General features: G+C 44.6%; 19 protein-coding genes and 1 other annotated feature. Of the genes, 2 read left to right on the top strand and 17 right to left on the bottom strand.

Features of this window, described 5'->3' with window-relative positions:
• Window positions 1-111 precede the first annotated feature (111 nt).
• Together HMPREF9380_RS07460 and typA are read right to left on the bottom strand one after the other, a co-directional pair.
• Window positions 112-381 (bottom strand): DUF3165 family protein, encoded by a 270-nt coding sequence (locus tag HMPREF9380_RS07460; RefSeq protein WP_002898040.1) that lies wholly within the window; start codon window positions 379-381, stop codon window positions 112-114.
• Window positions 382-404: 23 nt separating this feature from the next.
• On the bottom strand, window positions 405-2252 hold the full coding sequence (typA, locus tag HMPREF9380_RS07465; protein WP_002932699.1) for a translational GTPase TypA: 1848 nt from the start codon (window positions 2250-2252) through the stop codon (window positions 405-407).
• A 180-nt stretch (window positions 2253-2432) separates the two neighbouring features.
• On the opposite strand from typA, the gene HMPREF9380_RS07470 reads away from it, so the two are divergent.
• On the top strand, window positions 2433-3158 hold the full coding sequence (locus tag HMPREF9380_RS07470; RefSeq protein WP_002932696.1) for a 16S rRNA pseudouridine(516) synthase: 726 nt from the start codon (window positions 2433-2435) through the stop codon (window positions 3156-3158).
• Between the two features lie 75 nt (window positions 3159-3233).
• On the opposite strand, the gene HMPREF9380_RS07475 is transcribed toward HMPREF9380_RS07470, so the two are convergent.
• From HMPREF9380_RS07475 to HMPREF9380_RS07490, 4 genes are all read right to left on the bottom strand, one after another.
• Complete coding sequence (locus HMPREF9380_RS07475) at window positions 3234-3461, bottom strand: hypothetical protein (RefSeq protein ID WP_002932688.1); 228 nt, start codon at window positions 3459-3461, stop codon at window positions 3234-3236.
• 89 nt (window positions 3462-3550) lie between these two features.
• Window positions 3551-3931: a rhodanese-like domain-containing protein gene (locus HMPREF9380_RS07480; RefSeq protein ID WP_002904037.1), complete on the bottom strand. Its 381-nt coding sequence runs from the start codon at window positions 3929-3931 to the stop codon at window positions 3551-3553.
• A 1-nt stretch (window position 3932) separates the two neighbouring features.
• Window positions 3933-4151 (bottom strand): YqgQ family protein, encoded by a 219-nt coding sequence (locus HMPREF9380_RS07485; RefSeq protein WP_002898045.1) that lies wholly within the window; start codon window positions 4149-4151, stop codon window positions 3933-3935.
• 91 nt (window positions 4152-4242) lie between these two features.
• The gene (locus tag HMPREF9380_RS07490; RefSeq protein WP_002932687.1) at window positions 4243-4758 is read right to left on the bottom strand and encodes a Dps family protein; all 516 of its coding nucleotides are present in this window, start codon (window positions 4756-4758) and stop codon (window positions 4243-4245) included.
• A gap of 166 nt (window positions 4759-4924) precedes the next feature.
• Here HMPREF9380_RS07490 and HMPREF9380_RS07495 point away from each other — a divergent pair, with 166 nt between their 5' ends.
• The gene (locus HMPREF9380_RS07495) at window positions 4925-5584 is read left to right on the top strand and encodes a prepilin peptidase (protein ID WP_002932686.1); all 660 of its coding nucleotides are present in this window, start codon (window positions 4925-4927) and stop codon (window positions 5582-5584) included.
• Here the strand turns inward: HMPREF9380_RS07495 and trpA are convergent.
• The 11 genes from trpA to HMPREF9380_RS07550 form a co-directional block, all read right to left on the bottom strand.
• Entirely contained in the window at window positions 5556-6335 is a 780-nt protein-coding gene (trpA, locus tag HMPREF9380_RS07500) for a tryptophan synthase subunit alpha (RefSeq protein WP_002932685.1), read from the bottom strand. The genes HMPREF9380_RS07495 and trpA overlap by 29 nt on opposite strands.
• On the bottom strand, window positions 6328-7551 hold the full coding sequence (trpB, locus tag HMPREF9380_RS07505; protein WP_002932679.1) for a tryptophan synthase subunit beta: 1224 nt from the start codon (window positions 7549-7551) through the stop codon (window positions 6328-6330). Before trpB (HMPREF9380_RS07505) ends, trpA begins: the two co-directional genes overlap by 8 nt.
• Window positions 7541-8128: a phosphoribosylanthranilate isomerase gene (locus HMPREF9380_RS07510; protein WP_002932676.1), complete on the bottom strand. Its 588-nt coding sequence runs from the start codon at window positions 8126-8128 to the stop codon at window positions 7541-7543. The genes trpB (HMPREF9380_RS07505) and HMPREF9380_RS07510 overlap by 11 nt, the downstream gene beginning before the upstream one ends.
• Window positions 8115-8882: an indole-3-glycerol phosphate synthase TrpC gene (trpC, locus tag HMPREF9380_RS07515; RefSeq protein WP_002932673.1), complete on the bottom strand. Its 768-nt coding sequence runs from the start codon at window positions 8880-8882 to the stop codon at window positions 8115-8117. Before trpC ends, HMPREF9380_RS07510 begins: the two co-directional genes overlap by 14 nt.
• Window positions 8879-9883: an anthranilate phosphoribosyltransferase gene (gene trpD, locus HMPREF9380_RS07520; protein WP_002932670.1), complete on the bottom strand. Its 1005-nt coding sequence runs from the start codon at window positions 9881-9883 to the stop codon at window positions 8879-8881. Before trpD ends, trpC begins: the two co-directional genes overlap by 4 nt.
• Window positions 9884-9893: 10 nt before the next feature.
• Window positions 9894-10457: an aminodeoxychorismate/anthranilate synthase component II gene (locus HMPREF9380_RS07525; RefSeq protein WP_002932667.1), complete on the bottom strand. Its 564-nt coding sequence runs from the start codon at window positions 10455-10457 to the stop codon at window positions 9894-9896.
• Entirely contained in the window at window positions 10454-11812 is a 1359-nt protein-coding gene (gene trpE, locus HMPREF9380_RS07530) for an anthranilate synthase component I (protein WP_002932666.1), read from the bottom strand. The genes HMPREF9380_RS07525 and trpE overlap by 4 nt, the downstream gene beginning before the upstream one ends.
• Before the next feature lie 403 nt (window positions 11813-12215).
• Complete coding sequence (trpB, locus tag HMPREF9380_RS07535; protein ID WP_002932665.1) at window positions 12216-13397, bottom strand: tryptophan synthase subunit beta; 1182 nt, start codon at window positions 13395-13397, stop codon at window positions 12216-12218.
• Between the two features lie 62 nt (window positions 13398-13459).
• Window positions 13460-13689, bottom strand: a binding site (T-box leader).
• A gap of 74 nt (window positions 13690-13763) precedes the next feature.
• Window positions 13764-14303, bottom strand: a complete 540-nt coding sequence (locus HMPREF9380_RS07540) for a VanZ family protein (RefSeq protein ID WP_002932664.1) — start codon at window positions 14301-14303, stop codon at window positions 13764-13766.
• Window positions 14290-15378 carry a dual-specificity RNA methyltransferase RlmN gene (gene rlmN, locus HMPREF9380_RS07545; protein WP_002911938.1) on the bottom strand — a complete coding sequence of 363 codons (1089 nt, stop codon included), beginning with the start codon at window positions 15376-15378 and terminating at the stop codon, window positions 14290-14292. The genes HMPREF9380_RS07540 and rlmN overlap by 14 nt, the downstream gene beginning before the upstream one ends.
• Window positions 15375-15956: a YutD family protein gene (locus HMPREF9380_RS07550; RefSeq protein ID WP_002932663.1), complete on the bottom strand. Its 582-nt coding sequence runs from the start codon at window positions 15954-15956 to the stop codon at window positions 15375-15377. The genes rlmN and HMPREF9380_RS07550 overlap by 4 nt, the downstream gene beginning before the upstream one ends.
• Between the last annotated feature and the right edge of the window lie 55 nt (window positions 15957-16011).

The following is a 16011-nucleotide window of genomic DNA, read 5'->3' as shown; positions in this document are numbered from 1 at the left end:
TCTATTTGAAATATTTTGTAACATAAACCTATTATTTTTGTAAAAATATAGATCAACAAAAAAGCAAGATCTCAAAAAGTCTATCTAGCTTTCTAAGTTCTTGCTCATTTATTATTCTTCATCAAAATTCTTTTTTGATTTCTTAGGCGGCTTGAGGCGATTGATATCCCGCAAAGCCAAGACAGTCACTACGGATAGGCCGAAACCTACAAAATATTCAGCCGGCAACTGGAAAATTTTAAAAATGCCTAAGCCAAATAAGATAATTAAGGCTACAATCAGTAGCACCATGGTCACTGCATTAACAGTCCCTTTAATACTGGATGGAACAGCAAAAATGTAGAAAAAGAGGATTAAAATCCCAATGATAAGATAAACCATTTTGCTGCTCCTTTCCTTTTTGCTTATTCAGCTGCAGCAGATTTTTTCTTTTTATTGGCTTTTTCGCGTTCTTGTTTGTTCAAAATTTGCTTACGCAGACGAATAGATTCTGGCGTTACTTCCATGTACTCATCATCGTTCAAGAACTCCAGCGATTCTTCCAAGGTCAAGATACGTGGTGTCTTGATAACTGCTGTCTGATCCTTGGTTGCAGAACGAACGTTGGTCATCTGCTTGGCTTTAGTGATATTAACAGTTAAGTCATTTTCACGAGAGTTTTCACCGATGATCATTCCTTCATAAACCTCAGTACCTGGGTTGACAAAGATAGTTCCGCGCTCTTCGATAGACATGATTGAGTAAGTCGTTGCCTTACCAGCATCAATAGATACCAGAGCACCGCGGTGACGGCCACCAATTTCCCCTGGAATCAATGGCAAGTATTGGTCAAATGTATGATTCATAATCCCATAACCACGAGTCATAGATAAGAACTCAGTTGAGTAACCAATCAATCCACGCGCTGGAACGAGGAAGACCAAACGAGTTTGACCATTACCAGTTGAAATCATATCCAACATTTCACCCTTACGTTCAGAAAGGCTTTGGATAACAGATCCTTGGTACTCTTCTGGAGTATCGATTTGGACGCGCTCAAATGGCTCACATTTGACACCGTCAATTTCTTTCACGATAACTTCTGGACGAGATACTTGCAGCTCATATCCCTCACGACGCATGGTTTCGATCAGGATTGACAAATGCAACTCACCACGACCTGAAACAGTCCACTTATCTGGTGAATCCGTCGGGTCAACTCGAAGGGATACGTCTGTTTGCAGTTCGGCCTGCAAGCGTTCTTCAACCTTACGAGAAGTTACCCATTTCCCTTCGCGACCAGCAAATGGTGAGTTGTTGACCAAGAAGGTCATTTGAAGCGTTGGCTCATCGATGTGAAGAATTGGAAGAGGTTCAATGGCATCTGTCGGTGTAATCGTCTCACCAACAAAGATATCTTCCATGCCTGATACCGCAATCAGGTCACCCGCTTTTGCTTCATTGATTTCACGACGCTCCAAGCCAAAGAAACCAAAGAGTTTTGTGACACGGAAGTTCTTCGTTGTGCCGTCTAGTTTAGAAAGGGTAACTTGGTCTCCAACCTTAACAGTACCACGGAAGACACGTCCGATACCAATACGACCTACAAAGTCATTGTAGTCCAAGAGTGAGACTTGGAACTGCAAAGGCTCATCTGAGTTGTCCACTGGAGCAGGGATATGGTCGATAATGGTATCAAAAATTGGTGCCATTGTTTTTTCTTGATCAGCTGGATCGTCTGACAATGAAGAAGTTCCGTTGATAGCTGAAGCATAAACAACTGGGAAATCAAGCTGGTCATCGTCTGCACCAAGCTCAATGAAGAGTTCCAATACTTCGTCCACTACTTCTGCTGGACGAGCTGATGGTTTGTCAATTTTGTTAACAACAACAATTGGGACAAGGTCTTGTTCCAAGGCTTTTTTCAATACGAAACGAGTTTGTGGCATGGTTCCTTCGTAAGCATCTACAACCAAAACAACACCGTCAACCATTTTCATGATACGCTCAACTTCTCCACCGAAGTCCGCGTGTCCTGGTGTGTCCATGATATTGATACGAGTTCCATTGTAAGCAACGGCTGTATTTTTAGCAAGGATCGTAATACCGCGCTCTTTTTCGATATCGTTTGAGTCCATAGCACGCTCTGCCAACTCTGTACGAGCATCAAGAGTTTCAGACTGCTTCAATAATTCGTCAACGAGGGTTGTTTTCCCGTGGTCAACGTGGGCGATAATCGCAATGTTACGGATATCTTCTCTTAATTTTGTCATGATTTCCTCTGAATTTTTAAATTTTATTTCTAACTAAACAATTATACCACAGACGCAGGCAAAAAACACGGCTTTGATAAGTGTAAATGTTTTCATTAAAAAATATGGGAGCTGCATGAGTATTTGCATTTCCCATCCTGAAAATTTATGATATGATTTAGAAAAAAACAAGGAAAACAGATGCGCCTCGACCAACTGCTGGCTGCCAATCATATCAGCCGAAAAAAGATGAAACAAAGCCTTTTGCAAAAACAGATTTTAGTGGATGGTAAGCCCGCCTACAAACTCAGCCAAAACGTTGATACCGGCCTGCAGCAGATTACTTTTCAAGGCAAACATGTCAGCGGTCCTGCCCACCGTTACTACATGCTGAATAAACCCGCTGGCGCAGTCACAGCCAATCGTGACGCTGAAAAATTGACTGTCCTGGATTTGCTGGATAAGGAGATAGAGAAAGAAAATCTTTACTCTATCGGACGGCTGGATAGAGATACCGAAGGGCTTCTTCTGATTACCGATAATGGTCCTCTGGGATTTCAGCTGCTGCACCCTCAATACCATGTTGAAAAAACTTACTATGTAGAAGTCAATGGACCTTTGACCCCTCAGGACAAAATTGCCTTTCAAGAAGGCATTCGCTTTTTAGACGGTACTGTCTGTCAGCCCGCCCAGCTCACTATCTTCTCTAGCCGCTCCAGTCTGAGCCGTGCTAGCGTCAGGATTTCTGAGGGGAAATTCCACCAGATCAAAAAGATGTTTCTGGCAGTTGGTGTCAAGGTCACCTATCTCAAGCGAATTCAATTCGGAGATTTTACATTAGACCCAGATCTAGCAAAAGGCGATTACCGTGCTTTGAACCAAGAAGAATTAGGGGTTATTAAAAAATATTTGGAGAAAAGTTGGTAAAAAAAGACCCAGACAATAATGTCTCGATCTTACTTTACATTGTAATATAGATAGCAGTTTTTTAAAAAAGTCAAATTAGCTCAGAGTTAACATAAGCCCTGCAATCATGTTAATTACAGAAATAACAATACCAATGATATTTAGAATCTTTTCTGTTTTATAATCCATTTGGCTCTCTTTTTGATGTGAACTTGCCAAAACCAAACCAACGATTCCTAGAATAAGTCCAATCAAAGCAAACAAAAGACTAAAAATAATGGATAGGATACCTAAAACAAGAGAGGATTTTTTCTTTTCTTGCATGTTCTAAAAACTCCTTAAAATTAATATTAATTTATTATAACATAAGAAACTGGCTTTGTATATATAATGCAACAAATTTTTGATTTATGTCAACTAGCCTTCACCTTGCCGTTCCAAGAATCCAACCCATAAGAAAGAATATAGATTTCTTTAAATCCTTGTTTTTTCAGATACAGAGCCGCATTGGTTACGCGCTGACCACGACTATTTTCATAGAGGAGAACAGCCTTGTCCTTGCGAAGTGCACCGACACTATCCTTGAGCTGCTGAGATGGAATATTGCGAGCACCTAAGATATGCTTCCGGTGAAAATCAGATGGATCCCGCAGATCAACCAACTGACCTTGGCGAATCAAGCCTTCAAATTCTCCGTTATCCACGATTTTTGCTGCCTGACGAAGGCGCAAATAATTAAAGCCCATCCAGCCAATTATTCCTAAAAGTACCGCCCACAAAATCCAAATTGTCATCTCAAGTCTCCTTTTTCTTTTCTAAATATTCTAACTCTAAGCGATGTTCTCGTCGCAAGACTGCCTCCGCCTCAAAATAAGCTAGCTTATCCATTAGACCGGCATCGTAAATCCTCTTCAGCTCAATTTTCATCATCTCAATATCGTAAAGGCGCTTGCCCATATAGATAATGATTCCGAAACTTTTAAGAAATTGCTGAACATCATACAGGGTTTTCATGAGCTATATTTTATCAGATTTTCCAGCGCTTTTCAAGATGAAAAAACAGAAAGGAAAGCCTGTTTCCTTTCTGTTTCGCATGGATCATTTTTTATAAACCTGGTGCTTGACCAATTTCAGCTGTCAGCATCCAGATAGTCTTTTCGAGGTCAGCCTTGGCACCAACAAAGATATCATTGGTTACATCGTCCCCTTCTTGGTCTGTTACATCCAAAGCATCTTGGTAAAGACCTGTCAGATAACGGAAAATCTCAATCACACGCGCCAGACTTTCTTCTACATTCTTGCTGAACTCACCAGCTTTTTCTTCAATCTTGCTGTGTTGGATAAACTCGGTCAACGTAGAATAAGGCTTGCCTCCTAGTGTAATCAAGCGCTCGCTGACTTCATCCAAAGTTGTATCCAAAGTTTCCATGTATTCATCCATTTTTGGATGCCAAACCATGAAGCCTGCGCCACGCATATACCAGTGAACTTGGTGAAGAGCGATATGAGCTGTATAAAGGTCTGCCACTACTTGATTAAGAATAGCCTTAGTCTTTGGCAAAGCCTTTTGATTGCTGAAAGTTGCTACGTCAGTTGCTGCACCATTTTTTACTTGTGTCATTGTTTCTACCTCGTTTTTATTTATAATGATTCTAATCTTTTTAGATTATGGTTTAATTATAATGCTTCTAAATAAGAAAGTCAAGACAAAAGATTCAAAAAAAGACTTTATTAGAAAAGTTGCAAAATTTCAGAATTTTTCTGTTTAAAATTACGAATAAATAAGTATGATTCATCTATACTTTTTTCTTGTTGGTACCGTCTTTGCCTCATTCCTAGGCTTGGTTATCGACCGCTTCCCAGAGCAGTCTATCATCACTCCCGCTAGCCATTGCAATGCCTGCGGGAAAAGATTGGCACCGCGTGATTTGATTCCTATTTTTTCTCAAGTCATGAACCGTCTTCGTTGCCGCTTCTGTGGAGACAAGATTCCCTTACGCTATTTATTTTTTGAATGTCTCTTGGGCGGTCTTTCTCTAGCAACTTCGCTTGGCACGATTTCCATCAGTCAACTCCTACTACTCACCATGGGCTTGACTCTAGCCATCTACGATCAAAGAGAGCAGCAATACCCTTTGATGATCTGGTTGGTTTTTCAGCTTTTGCTGCTGATGACAGCGGGCGTCAATCTTCTCATGCTCTTCTTTTTAGCCTTAGGACTTCTAGCCTTCTTTTATAATCTTCGTATTGGAGCTGGCGACTTTCTCTTTCTGGTGTCTTGCTCAGCCATTTTCAGCCTGACGGAGACTCTCATCCTTATCCAAATCGCTAGCTTCTCTGGTCTTGCCTGTTTCTGCTTTAAAAAGAAAAAAGACAGGCTGGCTTTTGTACCCTGTCTTTTGTTTGGTGTCGTGGTTCTTATTTCTTATAAGCTGCTGCTTCTTTGATAAAGGCTGCTATACTGGTGTCCTTTTCATGAAGAGCTTTGACAATCTTAGATCCGACAATGACTCCATCTGAGACTTGATTGAAACGGTTAACATCTTCTAAAGTCGAAACGCCAAAGCCCGTCAGTACTGGAATCTCTGCAATATCATGAAGCTTACTCAGATGCTGGTCCAAATCATTGCGGTAGCTTCCGCTCTTACCTGTCACACCGTTGATAGCTACAGCGTAGATAAAACCTTCAGCTTCCTTGATCAGCTCCTGCTGACGTTCTAGACCAGTCGTCAGGCTCACTAAAGGAACAAGAGCGATATCTGAATCTTTCAGTAAAGGCAAGATGAAATTTCTGTGCTCGTAGGGCAAATCCGGAATGATCAATCCTTTAACCGGTGTCCTAGCCAAATCCTTGACAAAATCTTTGAGACCGTATTGGAAAATAGGATTAAAGTAGGTCATGATGATAAGAGGCAGCTGAGTGTCCAACTTCTGCAAGCTTGCGATTAAAGACTTGGCGGAAGTATGGTGACCCAGACTTCTCAGACCGGCTTCTTCAATAACCGGCCCATCTGCAACAGGGTCTGAAAATGGCAGGCCGATTTCAATGGCTGACACACCCAAGTTTTCCAAAAATGCGATAGTTTCTGCTAATCCTGCCAAACCTTTCTCGTGATCACCAGCCATGATATAAGGAAGGAAAATTCCCTTGCCTGCTTTTTTGATGGTTTCTAAATGCTGTGTGAGTGTTTTAGTCATGAGCACCTCCTTTTTGAGCCATTTCTCTTTCCAAGTGCTCCTTTACCTGAACGACATCCTTGTCACCACGGCCGGATAGGCAGACGATCATTGATTTATCTGGTCCCAACTCCTTAGCCAGCTTAACTGCATAAGCAATAGCGTGGCTAGACTCTAGAGCAGGGATAATCCCTTCAATACGAGACAGGAGCTGAAAGGCTTCCAAGGCTTCTTCATCCGTTACTGGCACATAAGTGGCGCGCTGGATAGCGTTAAAATGAGAATGTTCAGGTCCGATGCCCGGATAGTCAAGCCCAGCAGAGATAGAGAAGGCTTCCAAAATCTGCCCTTGCTCATCCTGCAAGACATCCATCAAGGCACCGTGTAAAACACCTGGCCGGCCCTTGGTTAAGGTCGCAGCGTGTTCATCTGTATCCACGCCCCGCCCAGCTGCCTCTGTTCCATACATAGCCACTGTACTATCATCTACAAAAGGATAAAAGAGCCCAATAGCATTGGAACCACCGCCAACGCAGGCGACTAAAGCATCTGGCAAGGCACCTGCATTTTGCTCAGCAAACTGGCGCTTGGCCTCACGCCCAATCACACTCTGATAGTCGCGGACAATCTCTGGGAAGGGATGGGGCCCCAAGGCTGAGCCCATAATATAGTGAGTATCATCAACCTGAGCCACCCAAGCTCGCAAGGCGGCATTGACTGCATCCTTGAGGACTCGAGAGCCATCGGTCACAGACTCTACCTTGGCTCCCAGAAGTTCCATCCGAAAGACATTGAGGGCTTGGCGCTTGACATCTTCTTCACCCATGTAGATAGTGCAGTCCATGTTGAAAAGGGCTGCAGCTGTGGCGGTGGCTACTCCGTGCTGGCCCGCACCAGTCTCGGCAATAATTTTCTTCTTGCCCATTCGCTTGGCCAATAGGACCTGGCCTAGAGAGTTATTGATTTTATGGGCCCCGGTATGGTTGAGGTCTTCCCGCTTCAGATAAATCTTAGCACCGCCAGCATAGGCTGTCAGATTTTTAGCAAAATAGAGAGGATTTTCTCGCCCTACATACTGCTTCAGCAACTCATCCAGCTCAGCCTGAAAGGCTGGGTCTTTTTTACTCTCACGGTAGGCTTTATCCAATTCCAAAACTGCTGTCATCAGCGTTTCGGGAACAAAGCGCCCACCAAACTCACCGTAAAATCCTTCTTGATTGGGTTGATTATATGCCATCTTTCACTCTTTCTATAAATTCTTTTATCTTTTCTAAGTCCTTCTGGCCGTCAGTCTCGACCCCGCTTGAGACATCAACTGCGTAAGGGGCAAAGTGCTGAATCGCTTCTCGGACATTCCCTGCATTCAAACCACCGGCGATAAAGAAGGGCTGGTGGATTTGACCTTTATCAAAAGCTTGCCAGTCAAAGGTCTGACCACTACCGGCAAGAGGGGCATCAAAGAGCAGGTAGTCCGCTTGTTGGCTGACTCCTTTTAACGCTCCCTTGACCTGATAAGCTCGAATAACCGACCGGCCGATCTGAGTCAGAAGATCTTCATTAAAATCGCCATGAATCTGCACCAAATCTAGATTTGCCACTGAAATAGCTTCCTGCAACTCTGCCAAGCTCGGAGAGACGAAAACTCCTACCTTTCGGACAGCAGGCGGCACCAAGGCAGCTAGCTTCTGAGCTTGCTCCAAACTGACCCTCCGACGGCTCTCAGCAAAGACAAATCCAATGTAATCTGCACCAGCCTGGCATGCCGTTTCCACAGCGCTGGCCGTTGATAAACCGCAAATCTTAACCTTTGTCAATTTTCAGCTCCTTGATTTTTTCTGCCACATCCTCAGCCTGCATCAGGGCTGTTCCGACTAAAATCGCATGGAAATAAGGAGCTACCAACTCAGCATCTTCCTTGCTGAAAATAGCGGACTCTGATACGTAAACCCTGTCATCTTTGAAATGGGCAGATAGCTGAAGACTTGTATTGATATCTGTCTCAAAAGTAACTAAATTGCGGTTATTAACACCGATAATCCGAGCTCCTATTCTATGGGCAATTTCCAGCTCCACCAGATTATGGGTTTCGACCAGAACTTCCAAGCCTAAACCTGTCGCAAAATCATAGAGTTCTTGCAGCCGCTTTTCAGACAAGGCAGCCACAATCAGAAGAATAACTGTCGCTCCAGCATTGCGGGCGCGAACAATCTGTTTTTCATCAATAATAAAGTCCTTATTGAGGGTTAGAATGGACACTTGACTTGAAATCTCTCTCAGGTAATCCAGATGGCCTTTAAAGAAAATCTCATCTGTCAGGACTGAAATCATAGCTGCACCGCATCGTTCATAGGTGCAAGCCTGCTCCACAATATCCACAGCAAGATTAATATCTCCCAGACTTGGACTGGCTTTTTTGACCTCAGCAATCAGCTGCAGCTCTTGGGACTGGCTTTTGAGATAATCATAGAGGGAATAGGTCGAGCGCAGAGGTTGCAGCTCTTCATAAGACATAGCCGCCACTTCCTGCTCTTTTTGCTTTAGAATGGTCGGGAGAAATTCTTTGCTCATTTTTGATACTCCTGTAGTTGCTTGAGTTTTTCATAGGCTGCGCCGCTGGCAATCACTTGGCGTGCCAAAGCTATTCCTGCTTCTATACTGTCTGATTTCCCATTAGCGTAGAAGCCCAATCCCGCATTCAGCACTGCCGTTTCCAGATAGGGGCTGGCTTGATTTTGCAGGACAGATAGCAGAATTTCTGCATTTTCCTTGGCATTGCCTCCACGAATCGCTTCAAGAGGTATCTCTTTCATGCCAATATCTGACGGCAGAAAGCCGTGCAGGCTGATTTGCCCATTTTCCAGCAGAGCATACTGGGTACGACCATGAAGACCCGCCTCGTCAAGACCATCCGGCCCCGACACGACTACTGCACGCTTACGGCCCATATTTTTCAAGACCTCTGCCGTGCTCTCTAGCATATCTGGTCGGCTAGTCCCCAAAAGCTGAGTTTCTAGACTCATGGGATGGATGAGCGGACCAGTTAGATTCATGATAGTGGGAATGCCAAGGCTAAGACGGGCTGGCATGATGTATTTCATGGCTGGGTGCATATTCTTTGCAAAGAGAAAGACGATACCTGTCTGCTCAAAAACCTTGCCCAAGCTAGCAGCATCCAAGTCTAGATTGATACCCAGAGCTTCTAAGACATCAGCTGAGCCTGACTTAGAAGAAATGGAGCGATTGCCGTGCTTGGCCATCTTAATCCCGCCACCTGCCAGTACAAAAGCTGCCGTAGTCGAAATATTGAAGCTGAAAGACTTGTCTCCACCGGTACCGCAATTGTCCATGGCAGTGCGAATAGTGGTCGGAATCTGCTTAGCATGGCCTCGCATTACCTGAGCCAAAGCAGTTCGTTCCTCAATCGTCTCCCCTTTCATCTTGAGCCCCAGCAAGAAGGCTACAATTTGAGACTCTGTCACCCGTCCAGTGACAATACGCTCAATCACATCTGTCATCTCAGCACTGCTTAAATCCTTAAAATCAGCTAGTTTTGCAATAATCTCTTTCATACATCCTCCTTTACTTTACTAAGTCGATAAAATTCTTGATAGACGACAAGCCGTCCGGCGTGCCGATACTTTCTGGATGATACTGAAAACCATAAATAGGCAGGCTCTTGTGCTGGATAGCCATGATTGAGTTATCATCAGCCGCCCGAGCCGTCACTTCAAAGTCCTCCGGCATCTCTTCAATCAAAATCGAATGATAGCGCATGACCGGCTGTCCATCCTCTATCCCTTGATAGATAGGAGATTTTCCCTCAAAGCGCAGAATACTTTGCTTGCCGTGCATGACTTTGGGAGCCAAACCTAGCTTTCCGCCAAATACTTCTGCAATGGCTTGGTGTCCCAAGCAAATCCCCAATATCGGCTTTTTACCAGTAAAATCACGGATGACCTCCTCCATCCGTCCTGCATCTGCTGGCCAGCCTGGACCCGGAGACAGAACCAAAGCATCTGCTTCTTCTGCCGCTTGATAAAGGCCTGCATCATCATTTCGCAAGACCGTAACTTCTGCGAAATTGCCGATATACTGGGCTAGATTGTAAGTAAAAGAATCATAATTATCAATCAATAAAATCATTGCATCTCTCCTATCTTGGTCATTGATTTGGCCTTGTTGATGGTTTCTTGGTATTCATTGGCAGGGATTGAGTCATAAACAATACCAGCTCCAGCTTGAACGTAAGCTCTGCCATTTTTCAAAATCATGGTCCGGATAGCGATGGCAAAATCCATATCACCTGTCGCAGACAGATAGCCGATAGCCCCCGCATAAACGCCACGTTTTTCCTGCTCTAGCTCATAAATTCGCTTCATGGCTCGAATCTTAGGTGCACCCGAGACGGTGCCGGCCGGCAAGGTTGATTTGAGCGCATCCATAGCCGTCAGTTGGGGCAGAAGCTGACCACGAACCACGCTGGTCAGATGCATGACATAGCGGAAATACTCTACCTCCATGTACTTAGTGACTTCCACGCTATTATTCTGAGCAATTTTACCAATATCATTACGCCCCAAATCAACTAACATGCGGTGTTCCGCCACTTCCTTCTCGTCATCCAGCAACTCCTCTGCCAAGGCTTTATCTTCTCTTTCATCCTTCCCACGCGGTCTGGTTCCAGCAATAGGATTGGTCGTAACCTGACCCTGCTTGACAGAGACTAGACTCTCTGGGCTGGCTCCGATAATCTGATAATCTCCGAAGTCATAAAAGTAGAGATAGTTGGAAGGATTGGTCACACGCAGATTGCGATAGTAATCCAGCGGCCTACCAGAATACTCTGCTGAAAAACGCTGACTGAGCACACATTGGAACATGTCTCCCTGCCGAATCAAGCTCCGCGCTTCTTCCACCATTTTTTCAAAAGCTGCCTGCTCGATGTGACTCTGGAAGTTCAAACTGGACAGTTCCAGCGGTGAAAATTCATCTACCGCAGGCTGCGCCAGCTCAGCCATGATAAGCTCTAGACTAGCAGCCAAATCAGCTTCGCTTCTATCACTGTAGAGGGCCTCCTCAAGGATATAGACCTTGTCTTTTTTATGGTCAAAAACCATGTAACTCTCATAGACGAAAAAGTGCATATCTGGTGTCCCAATCACATCAGCTGGAATCTGGCCAATCTCTTCATAGAGGGAAATCATATCGTAACCGACAAAGCCAATGGCTCCACCACCAAAAGGCAAGTCTGAATGATGATCTTTTTTTACGGCTAACTCATGCAGATAGTCCAATGGATCTGCCTCAATTACTTGCCCATTCTTTGTTAGCTGGCCATTTTCATAGCGAACTTCAAAGACTGGGTTATAAGCTAGGATAGAAAAGCGAGCTGTCTCGCTATCTCTTGGAATACTTTCCAAAATCACCTTGTGGTCGCCCTGAATCCGCATATAAGCCAGAATCGGCGATAAAATATCAGCTGGTAAAATCTTTTGCATAATGTTTCTTTCTATTTAATTGGAAGCGTTTAAGGAGGAGCAATCTGCTAATCATGACCGTATTTTACAAGAACAGATAGCACCTGTCCACTGTCATAACTGGCTCCAGAACTACAGAAAAACGCCCGCACAGTTCATCCTGTGAGGGCGTATCATCGCGGTGCCACCTCAGTTATGGAGTTTTCAGACTCCACATCTCATTTACTTATTTACAGTCATTTAGATCCCTTTTAGTAGAAGGCAGCATACTGGTTTACAGCAAAGCATGCTAACAAAGTAATAAAAGTTCAACTAAAGGACTAAACGTTGACTCCAGTAGCCCATTTCATAACTTCTCCTGCCTGTTTACAGCAACCACAGACTCTCTGAAAGGAGGGATGTTACTACTCTTCTGCTGGGTATTTTATTTTCGTTTTTCTAGATAGTCGGCAATAGCTGCCACATCCTTGTCTCCACGACCGGATACATTGATAATAATGATTTGGTCAGATGACAGTTGCGGAGCCCGCTTGATAGCTTCGGCAATGGCATGAGAGCTTTCAATTGCTGGCAAAATTCCTTCCTTTTGCGTCAAGAGAAGCAAAGCGTCCACAGCTTCATCATCTGTCGCGGCCACGTATTCTACTCGACCGGAATCTTTAAAGAAAGCATGTTCGGGACCAACTCCAGGATAGTCCAAGCCTGCCGAAATGGAGTAAACCGGTGCCACCTGACCATCTTCAGCAAAGACAGCGTAGGTCTTCATGCCGTCCACTACTCCGACACTTCCCTTGGTCATGGTCGCCGCATGCTGGTCTGTATCAAGACCACGTCCAGCCGCTTCAACACCAACCAGCTTGACTTCTTCATCCGCCACATACTGAGAGAAGGCACCGATAGCATTGGAGCCACCGCCTACGCAGGCAATGACATAGTCCGGCAAGCGGCCTTCCTTGTCCAAAATCTGACGGCGAGATTCTTCACTGATTACCTTTTGAAACTCATGGACAATGGTCGGATAAGGGTGAGGACCGACAGCCGAACCCAAAACATAGAAGGCTTCCAAATCATTCATCCAAGCCCCAAAGGCCGCATCCACAGCATCCTTGAGAGTTTTGGTGCCTGTTTCCACTGCGTGAACAGTCGCTCCCATCATTTCCATGCGGAAGACATTGAGGCGCTGACGTTCTACATCTTCTGCTCCCATGTAAACATCGCACTTCATACCAAACTTAGCTGCTGCTGCCGCAGTTGCCACACCATGCTGGCCAGCTCCAGTTTCAGCAATGACCCGGGTCTTGCCCATGCGCTTAGCTAGAAGAATCTGACCTAAAACATTATTGAGCTTGTGTGAGCCCAGATGGTTGAGATCTTCCCGCTTCAAATAAATCTTAGCCCCGCCCAGATGCTGGGTCAGACTTTCTGCAAAGTAAAGCGGAGTTTCCCGGCCTGAATAATCTGCCAAATAATGCCGGTATTCATTTAAAAATTCTGGATCATCCTTATACTTCTCAAAAGTTGCTTCCAATTCATCCAGCAAGGCCTGGATAGGCTCCGGTACAAAGGAGCCGCCGAATTGTCCAAAATATCCTTTAGTTTCTGTCATCTTGATTGCCTCTTTTCTTTATTTTCAAGCAAAACAAAAGCCCACACACAGAAAAAACTCTGTGTGAGGGCGTAAAATCGCGGTGCCACCTCAATTATGGAGCAAAGTATAGACTGCCTCCATATCTCTGTCTTGTCTAACAACAAGCTGCACTGTAAGGTGTGCTCACCGAATTTTTATTGCTTCAAATTCATCTTTTGCATCAGCCCACTTCATAACCCTCCACTACCTGTTTCCACCAACCACAGGCTCCCTGAAAGTAGAAAAAATTATTACTTTTCTGATGATTTATTTTATTATAGGCCTTTCCCTTTTTCTTGTCAAGAAAAAATTTAATTTTTCTCCTAAATCCGAACCTTTTCTTCACTAATCTATCTTGAAAGCGTCGCCTTGGCGATTTTTCCAGATTTTTTGACCAAGCTGAAAAGCCCGCCAAGCCAGATAACCACCCAAAGTATTGGTCCAGAGATCATCAATCTCAAAGACTCGATTGGCATTGATAAGAAGGTCCAGCAGAATCTGAGTCACTTCGATAGACAGACTCATCCCAAAGCTCAGCCATACAATCTTCTTGGTCTTCCGCAATTTCGGAAAGAGGCAAAGCAATTGAAAGATTAAGGGCGACAGCAGAAAGATATTGGCTAGATTTTGGATAAAGACCTTGACCAGCTGGATCCAAGAAGTAATCTCGCCAATATTGACAAAGGAATTAAAAGGGATTAACAAAACCACTATTCGGCCAAAATACTGGACTCCCGGCGTCTCCATTCCCGGCTCCGGAACCTGAGGAATAAAGCACAGAATGCAAAGCATCAAGAAATAGAGCCAGCTTCCTCCTACCAGCAATCTCCGTCCCTTAGCAGTCAGCTCACCGGCTGAAGTCAGATAGTTCTTAAGGCTGAACATTTTCTACCAATGCTTTCTCGCGATCACGCTTCATGGTATTAGAACGCAGCTGACCGCAGGCTGCATCAATATCTGTACCATGTTCCTGACGAACCACGCAGTTGACTCCGTTTTTCTTGAGGGTATCATAGAAAGCCATCACGCGCTCTTTAGGACTGCGGCTGTATTGGTCGTGCTCGCTAACGGGGTTGTAAGGAATGAGATTGACATAAGATAGCTTCTTAATGTTCTTGAGCAGCTCTGCCAATTCCTTGGCCTGCTCTACCCCGTCATTGACTTCATTGAGCATGATGTACTCAAAGGTCACCCGGCGGTTGGTCGTCTCGATATAGTATTCGATAGCTGCAAAAAGCTTTTCGATAGGGAAGGACCGGTTAATCCGCATGATGCTGGTCCGCAGATCATTATTGGGGGCATGGAGGGATACAGCTAGATTGACCTGCACACCTTCGTTGGCAAAGTCACGAATCTTATGAGCCAGCCCTGATGTCGAAACCGTGATATGGCGGGCACCGATAGCCAAACCTTTATCATCATTGACCGTCCGGACAAACTTGAGTACATTGTCATAGTTGTCAAATGGCTCGCCGATTCCCATAACCACGATATGGCTGACCCGCTCATCCTGACCACGCTCGTCAAAATACTTCTGAACCAGCATAATCTGAGCAACAATCTCACCGTTATTGAGGTCGCGTTGCTTTTTTATTAAGCCAGAGGCACAGAAGGTGCAGCCGATATTGCAGCCAACTTGGGTAGTCACACAGACAGAAAGTCCATAGTGCTGGCGCATGAGCACCGTCTCAATCAGCATACCGTCCGGCAGCTCAAAGAGGTACTTGACCGTACCATCAGCCGACTCTTGGACAATGCGCTGTTTAAGCGGATTGACGACAAACTGATCATTTAGCTTGGCAATCAAGTCCTTGGATAGATTGGTCATCTCTTCAAAAGACTGAACCCGTTTACGATAGAGCCACTCCCAAATCTGGGCGGCACGGAATTTCTTTTCTCCCTGAGCTTCCGCCCATTCAATCATTTCCTGACGCGTTAAGCTATAAATAGATGGTTTCATTTTTCTCCTTTATTCTGGCGAATCACAAAATGGCGATTGCTGTCTTTCTGCTTTTTCTGCCTGTCTTGCTGGGAATTGTTGCGGGAGCGCTTATTGTCTCTTTTAGAGCGACTATCTCGGTCTCTCTCGCTTCTGCGATTGCGGTTGCTGCCTGAACGGCTGTTGCGAGAACGTTTTGACCGACCTTCTGTCTCTTTCTTGCCATGCGATTTCTTATCAAAGGAAGCGCGCTGAGGATTTGGATTTTCCAAGACAAAATAAGCACAGCCGTAGCTGCAGTACTCCAGCAAATAGTCTTCTAAGCGGCTAATCTTCTCATCGCTTTCATTAGCCCGCTCATCCTTGTAAAAACCGCGCAGGCGCAGCTGCTCGTTGCCCCAGTCACCGACAATATAGTCAAACTTGGTGAGAATTTCTGAAAAGCGCTGATGAAAGGCAGTCAAGTCAAAGCCTTCCTTATAGTTCTCAATCAATTCAAACTCGAATTTTTCTGCAACAATCTTGCTATCAATCTGTTTAAACTCTGGTCCTGGGAATTTATTATAATTATACAATTCAGGTGAAATATCTTTACGCATACTCTTCCTTTAACAATCTTGGATAGTTTATCTACAACACTTTATTTTATCATAA

The organism is Streptococcus sanguinis SK49 (assembly GCF_000212815.1).
GTDB classification, from domain to species: domain Bacteria; phylum Bacillota; class Bacilli; order Lactobacillales; family Streptococcaceae; genus Streptococcus; species Streptococcus sanguinis_C.
Note: the sequence above shows the minus strand (reverse complement) of the source record. Positions and strands in the feature narration are given on the sequence as shown.

Bases quoted from the DNA above. Each gene is read 5' to 3' on its own strand.
- trpA (WP_002932685.1), bottom strand. From the start codon at position 6,335: ATGACTAAAACACTCACACAGCATTTAGAAACCATCAAAAAAGCAGGC.
- typA (WP_002932699.1), bottom strand. From the start codon at position 2,252: ATGACAAAATTAAGAGAAGATATCCGTAACATTGCGATTATCGCCCAC.
- HMPREF9380_RS07540 (WP_002932664.1), bottom strand. From the start codon at position 14,303: ATGTTCAGCCTTAAGAACTATCTGACTTCAGCCGGTGAGCTGACTGCT.
- HMPREF9380_RS07485 (WP_002898045.1), bottom strand. From the start codon at position 4,151: ATGAAAACCCTGTATGATGTTCAGCAATTTCTTAAAAGTTTCGGAATC.
- HMPREF9380_RS07550 (WP_002932663.1), bottom strand. From the start codon at position 15,956: ATGCGTAAAGATATTTCACCTGAATTGTATAATTATAATAAATTCCCA.
- HMPREF9380_RS07490 (WP_002932687.1), bottom strand. From the start codon at position 4,758: ATGACACAAGTAAAAAATGGTGCAGCAACTGACGTAGCAACTTTCAGC.
- HMPREF9380_RS07470 (WP_002932696.1), top strand. From the start codon at position 2,433: ATGCGCCTCGACCAACTGCTGGCTGCCAATCATATCAGCCGAAAAAAG.
- trpD (WP_002932670.1), bottom strand. From the start codon at position 9,883: ATGAAAGAGATTATTGCAAAACTAGCTGATTTTAAGGATTTAAGCAGT.
- HMPREF9380_RS07460 (WP_002898040.1), bottom strand. From the start codon at position 381: ATGGTTTATCTTATCATTGGGATTTTAATCCTCTTTTTCTACATTTTT.
- HMPREF9380_RS07525 (WP_002932667.1), bottom strand. From the start codon at position 10,457: ATGATTTTATTGATTGATAATTATGATTCTTTTACTTACAATCTAGCC.
- HMPREF9380_RS07495 (WP_002932686.1), top strand. From the start codon at position 4,925: ATGATTCATCTATACTTTTTTCTTGTTGGTACCGTCTTTGCCTCATTC.
- trpB (WP_002932679.1), bottom strand. From the start codon at position 7,551: ATGGCATATAATCAACCCAATCAAGAAGGATTTTACGGTGAGTTTGGT.
- trpB (WP_002932665.1), bottom strand. From the start codon at position 13,397: ATGACAGAAACTAAAGGATATTTTGGACAATTCGGCGGCTCCTTTGTA.
- trpC (WP_002932673.1), bottom strand. From the start codon at position 8,882: ATGAGCAAAGAATTTCTCCCGACCATTCTAAAGCAAAAAGAGCAGGAA.
- trpE (WP_002932666.1), bottom strand. From the start codon at position 11,812: ATGCAAAAGATTTTACCAGCTGATATTTTATCGCCGATTCTGGCTTAT.
- HMPREF9380_RS07475 (WP_002932688.1), bottom strand. From the start codon at position 3,461: ATGCAAGAAAAGAAAAAATCCTCTCTTGTTTTAGGTATCCTATCCATT.
- rlmN (WP_002911938.1), bottom strand. From the start codon at position 15,378: ATGAAACCATCTATTTATAGCTTAACGCGTCAGGAAATGATTGAATGG.
- HMPREF9380_RS07480 (WP_002904037.1), bottom strand. From the start codon at position 3,931: ATGACAATTTGGATTTTGTGGGCGGTACTTTTAGGAATAATTGGCTGG.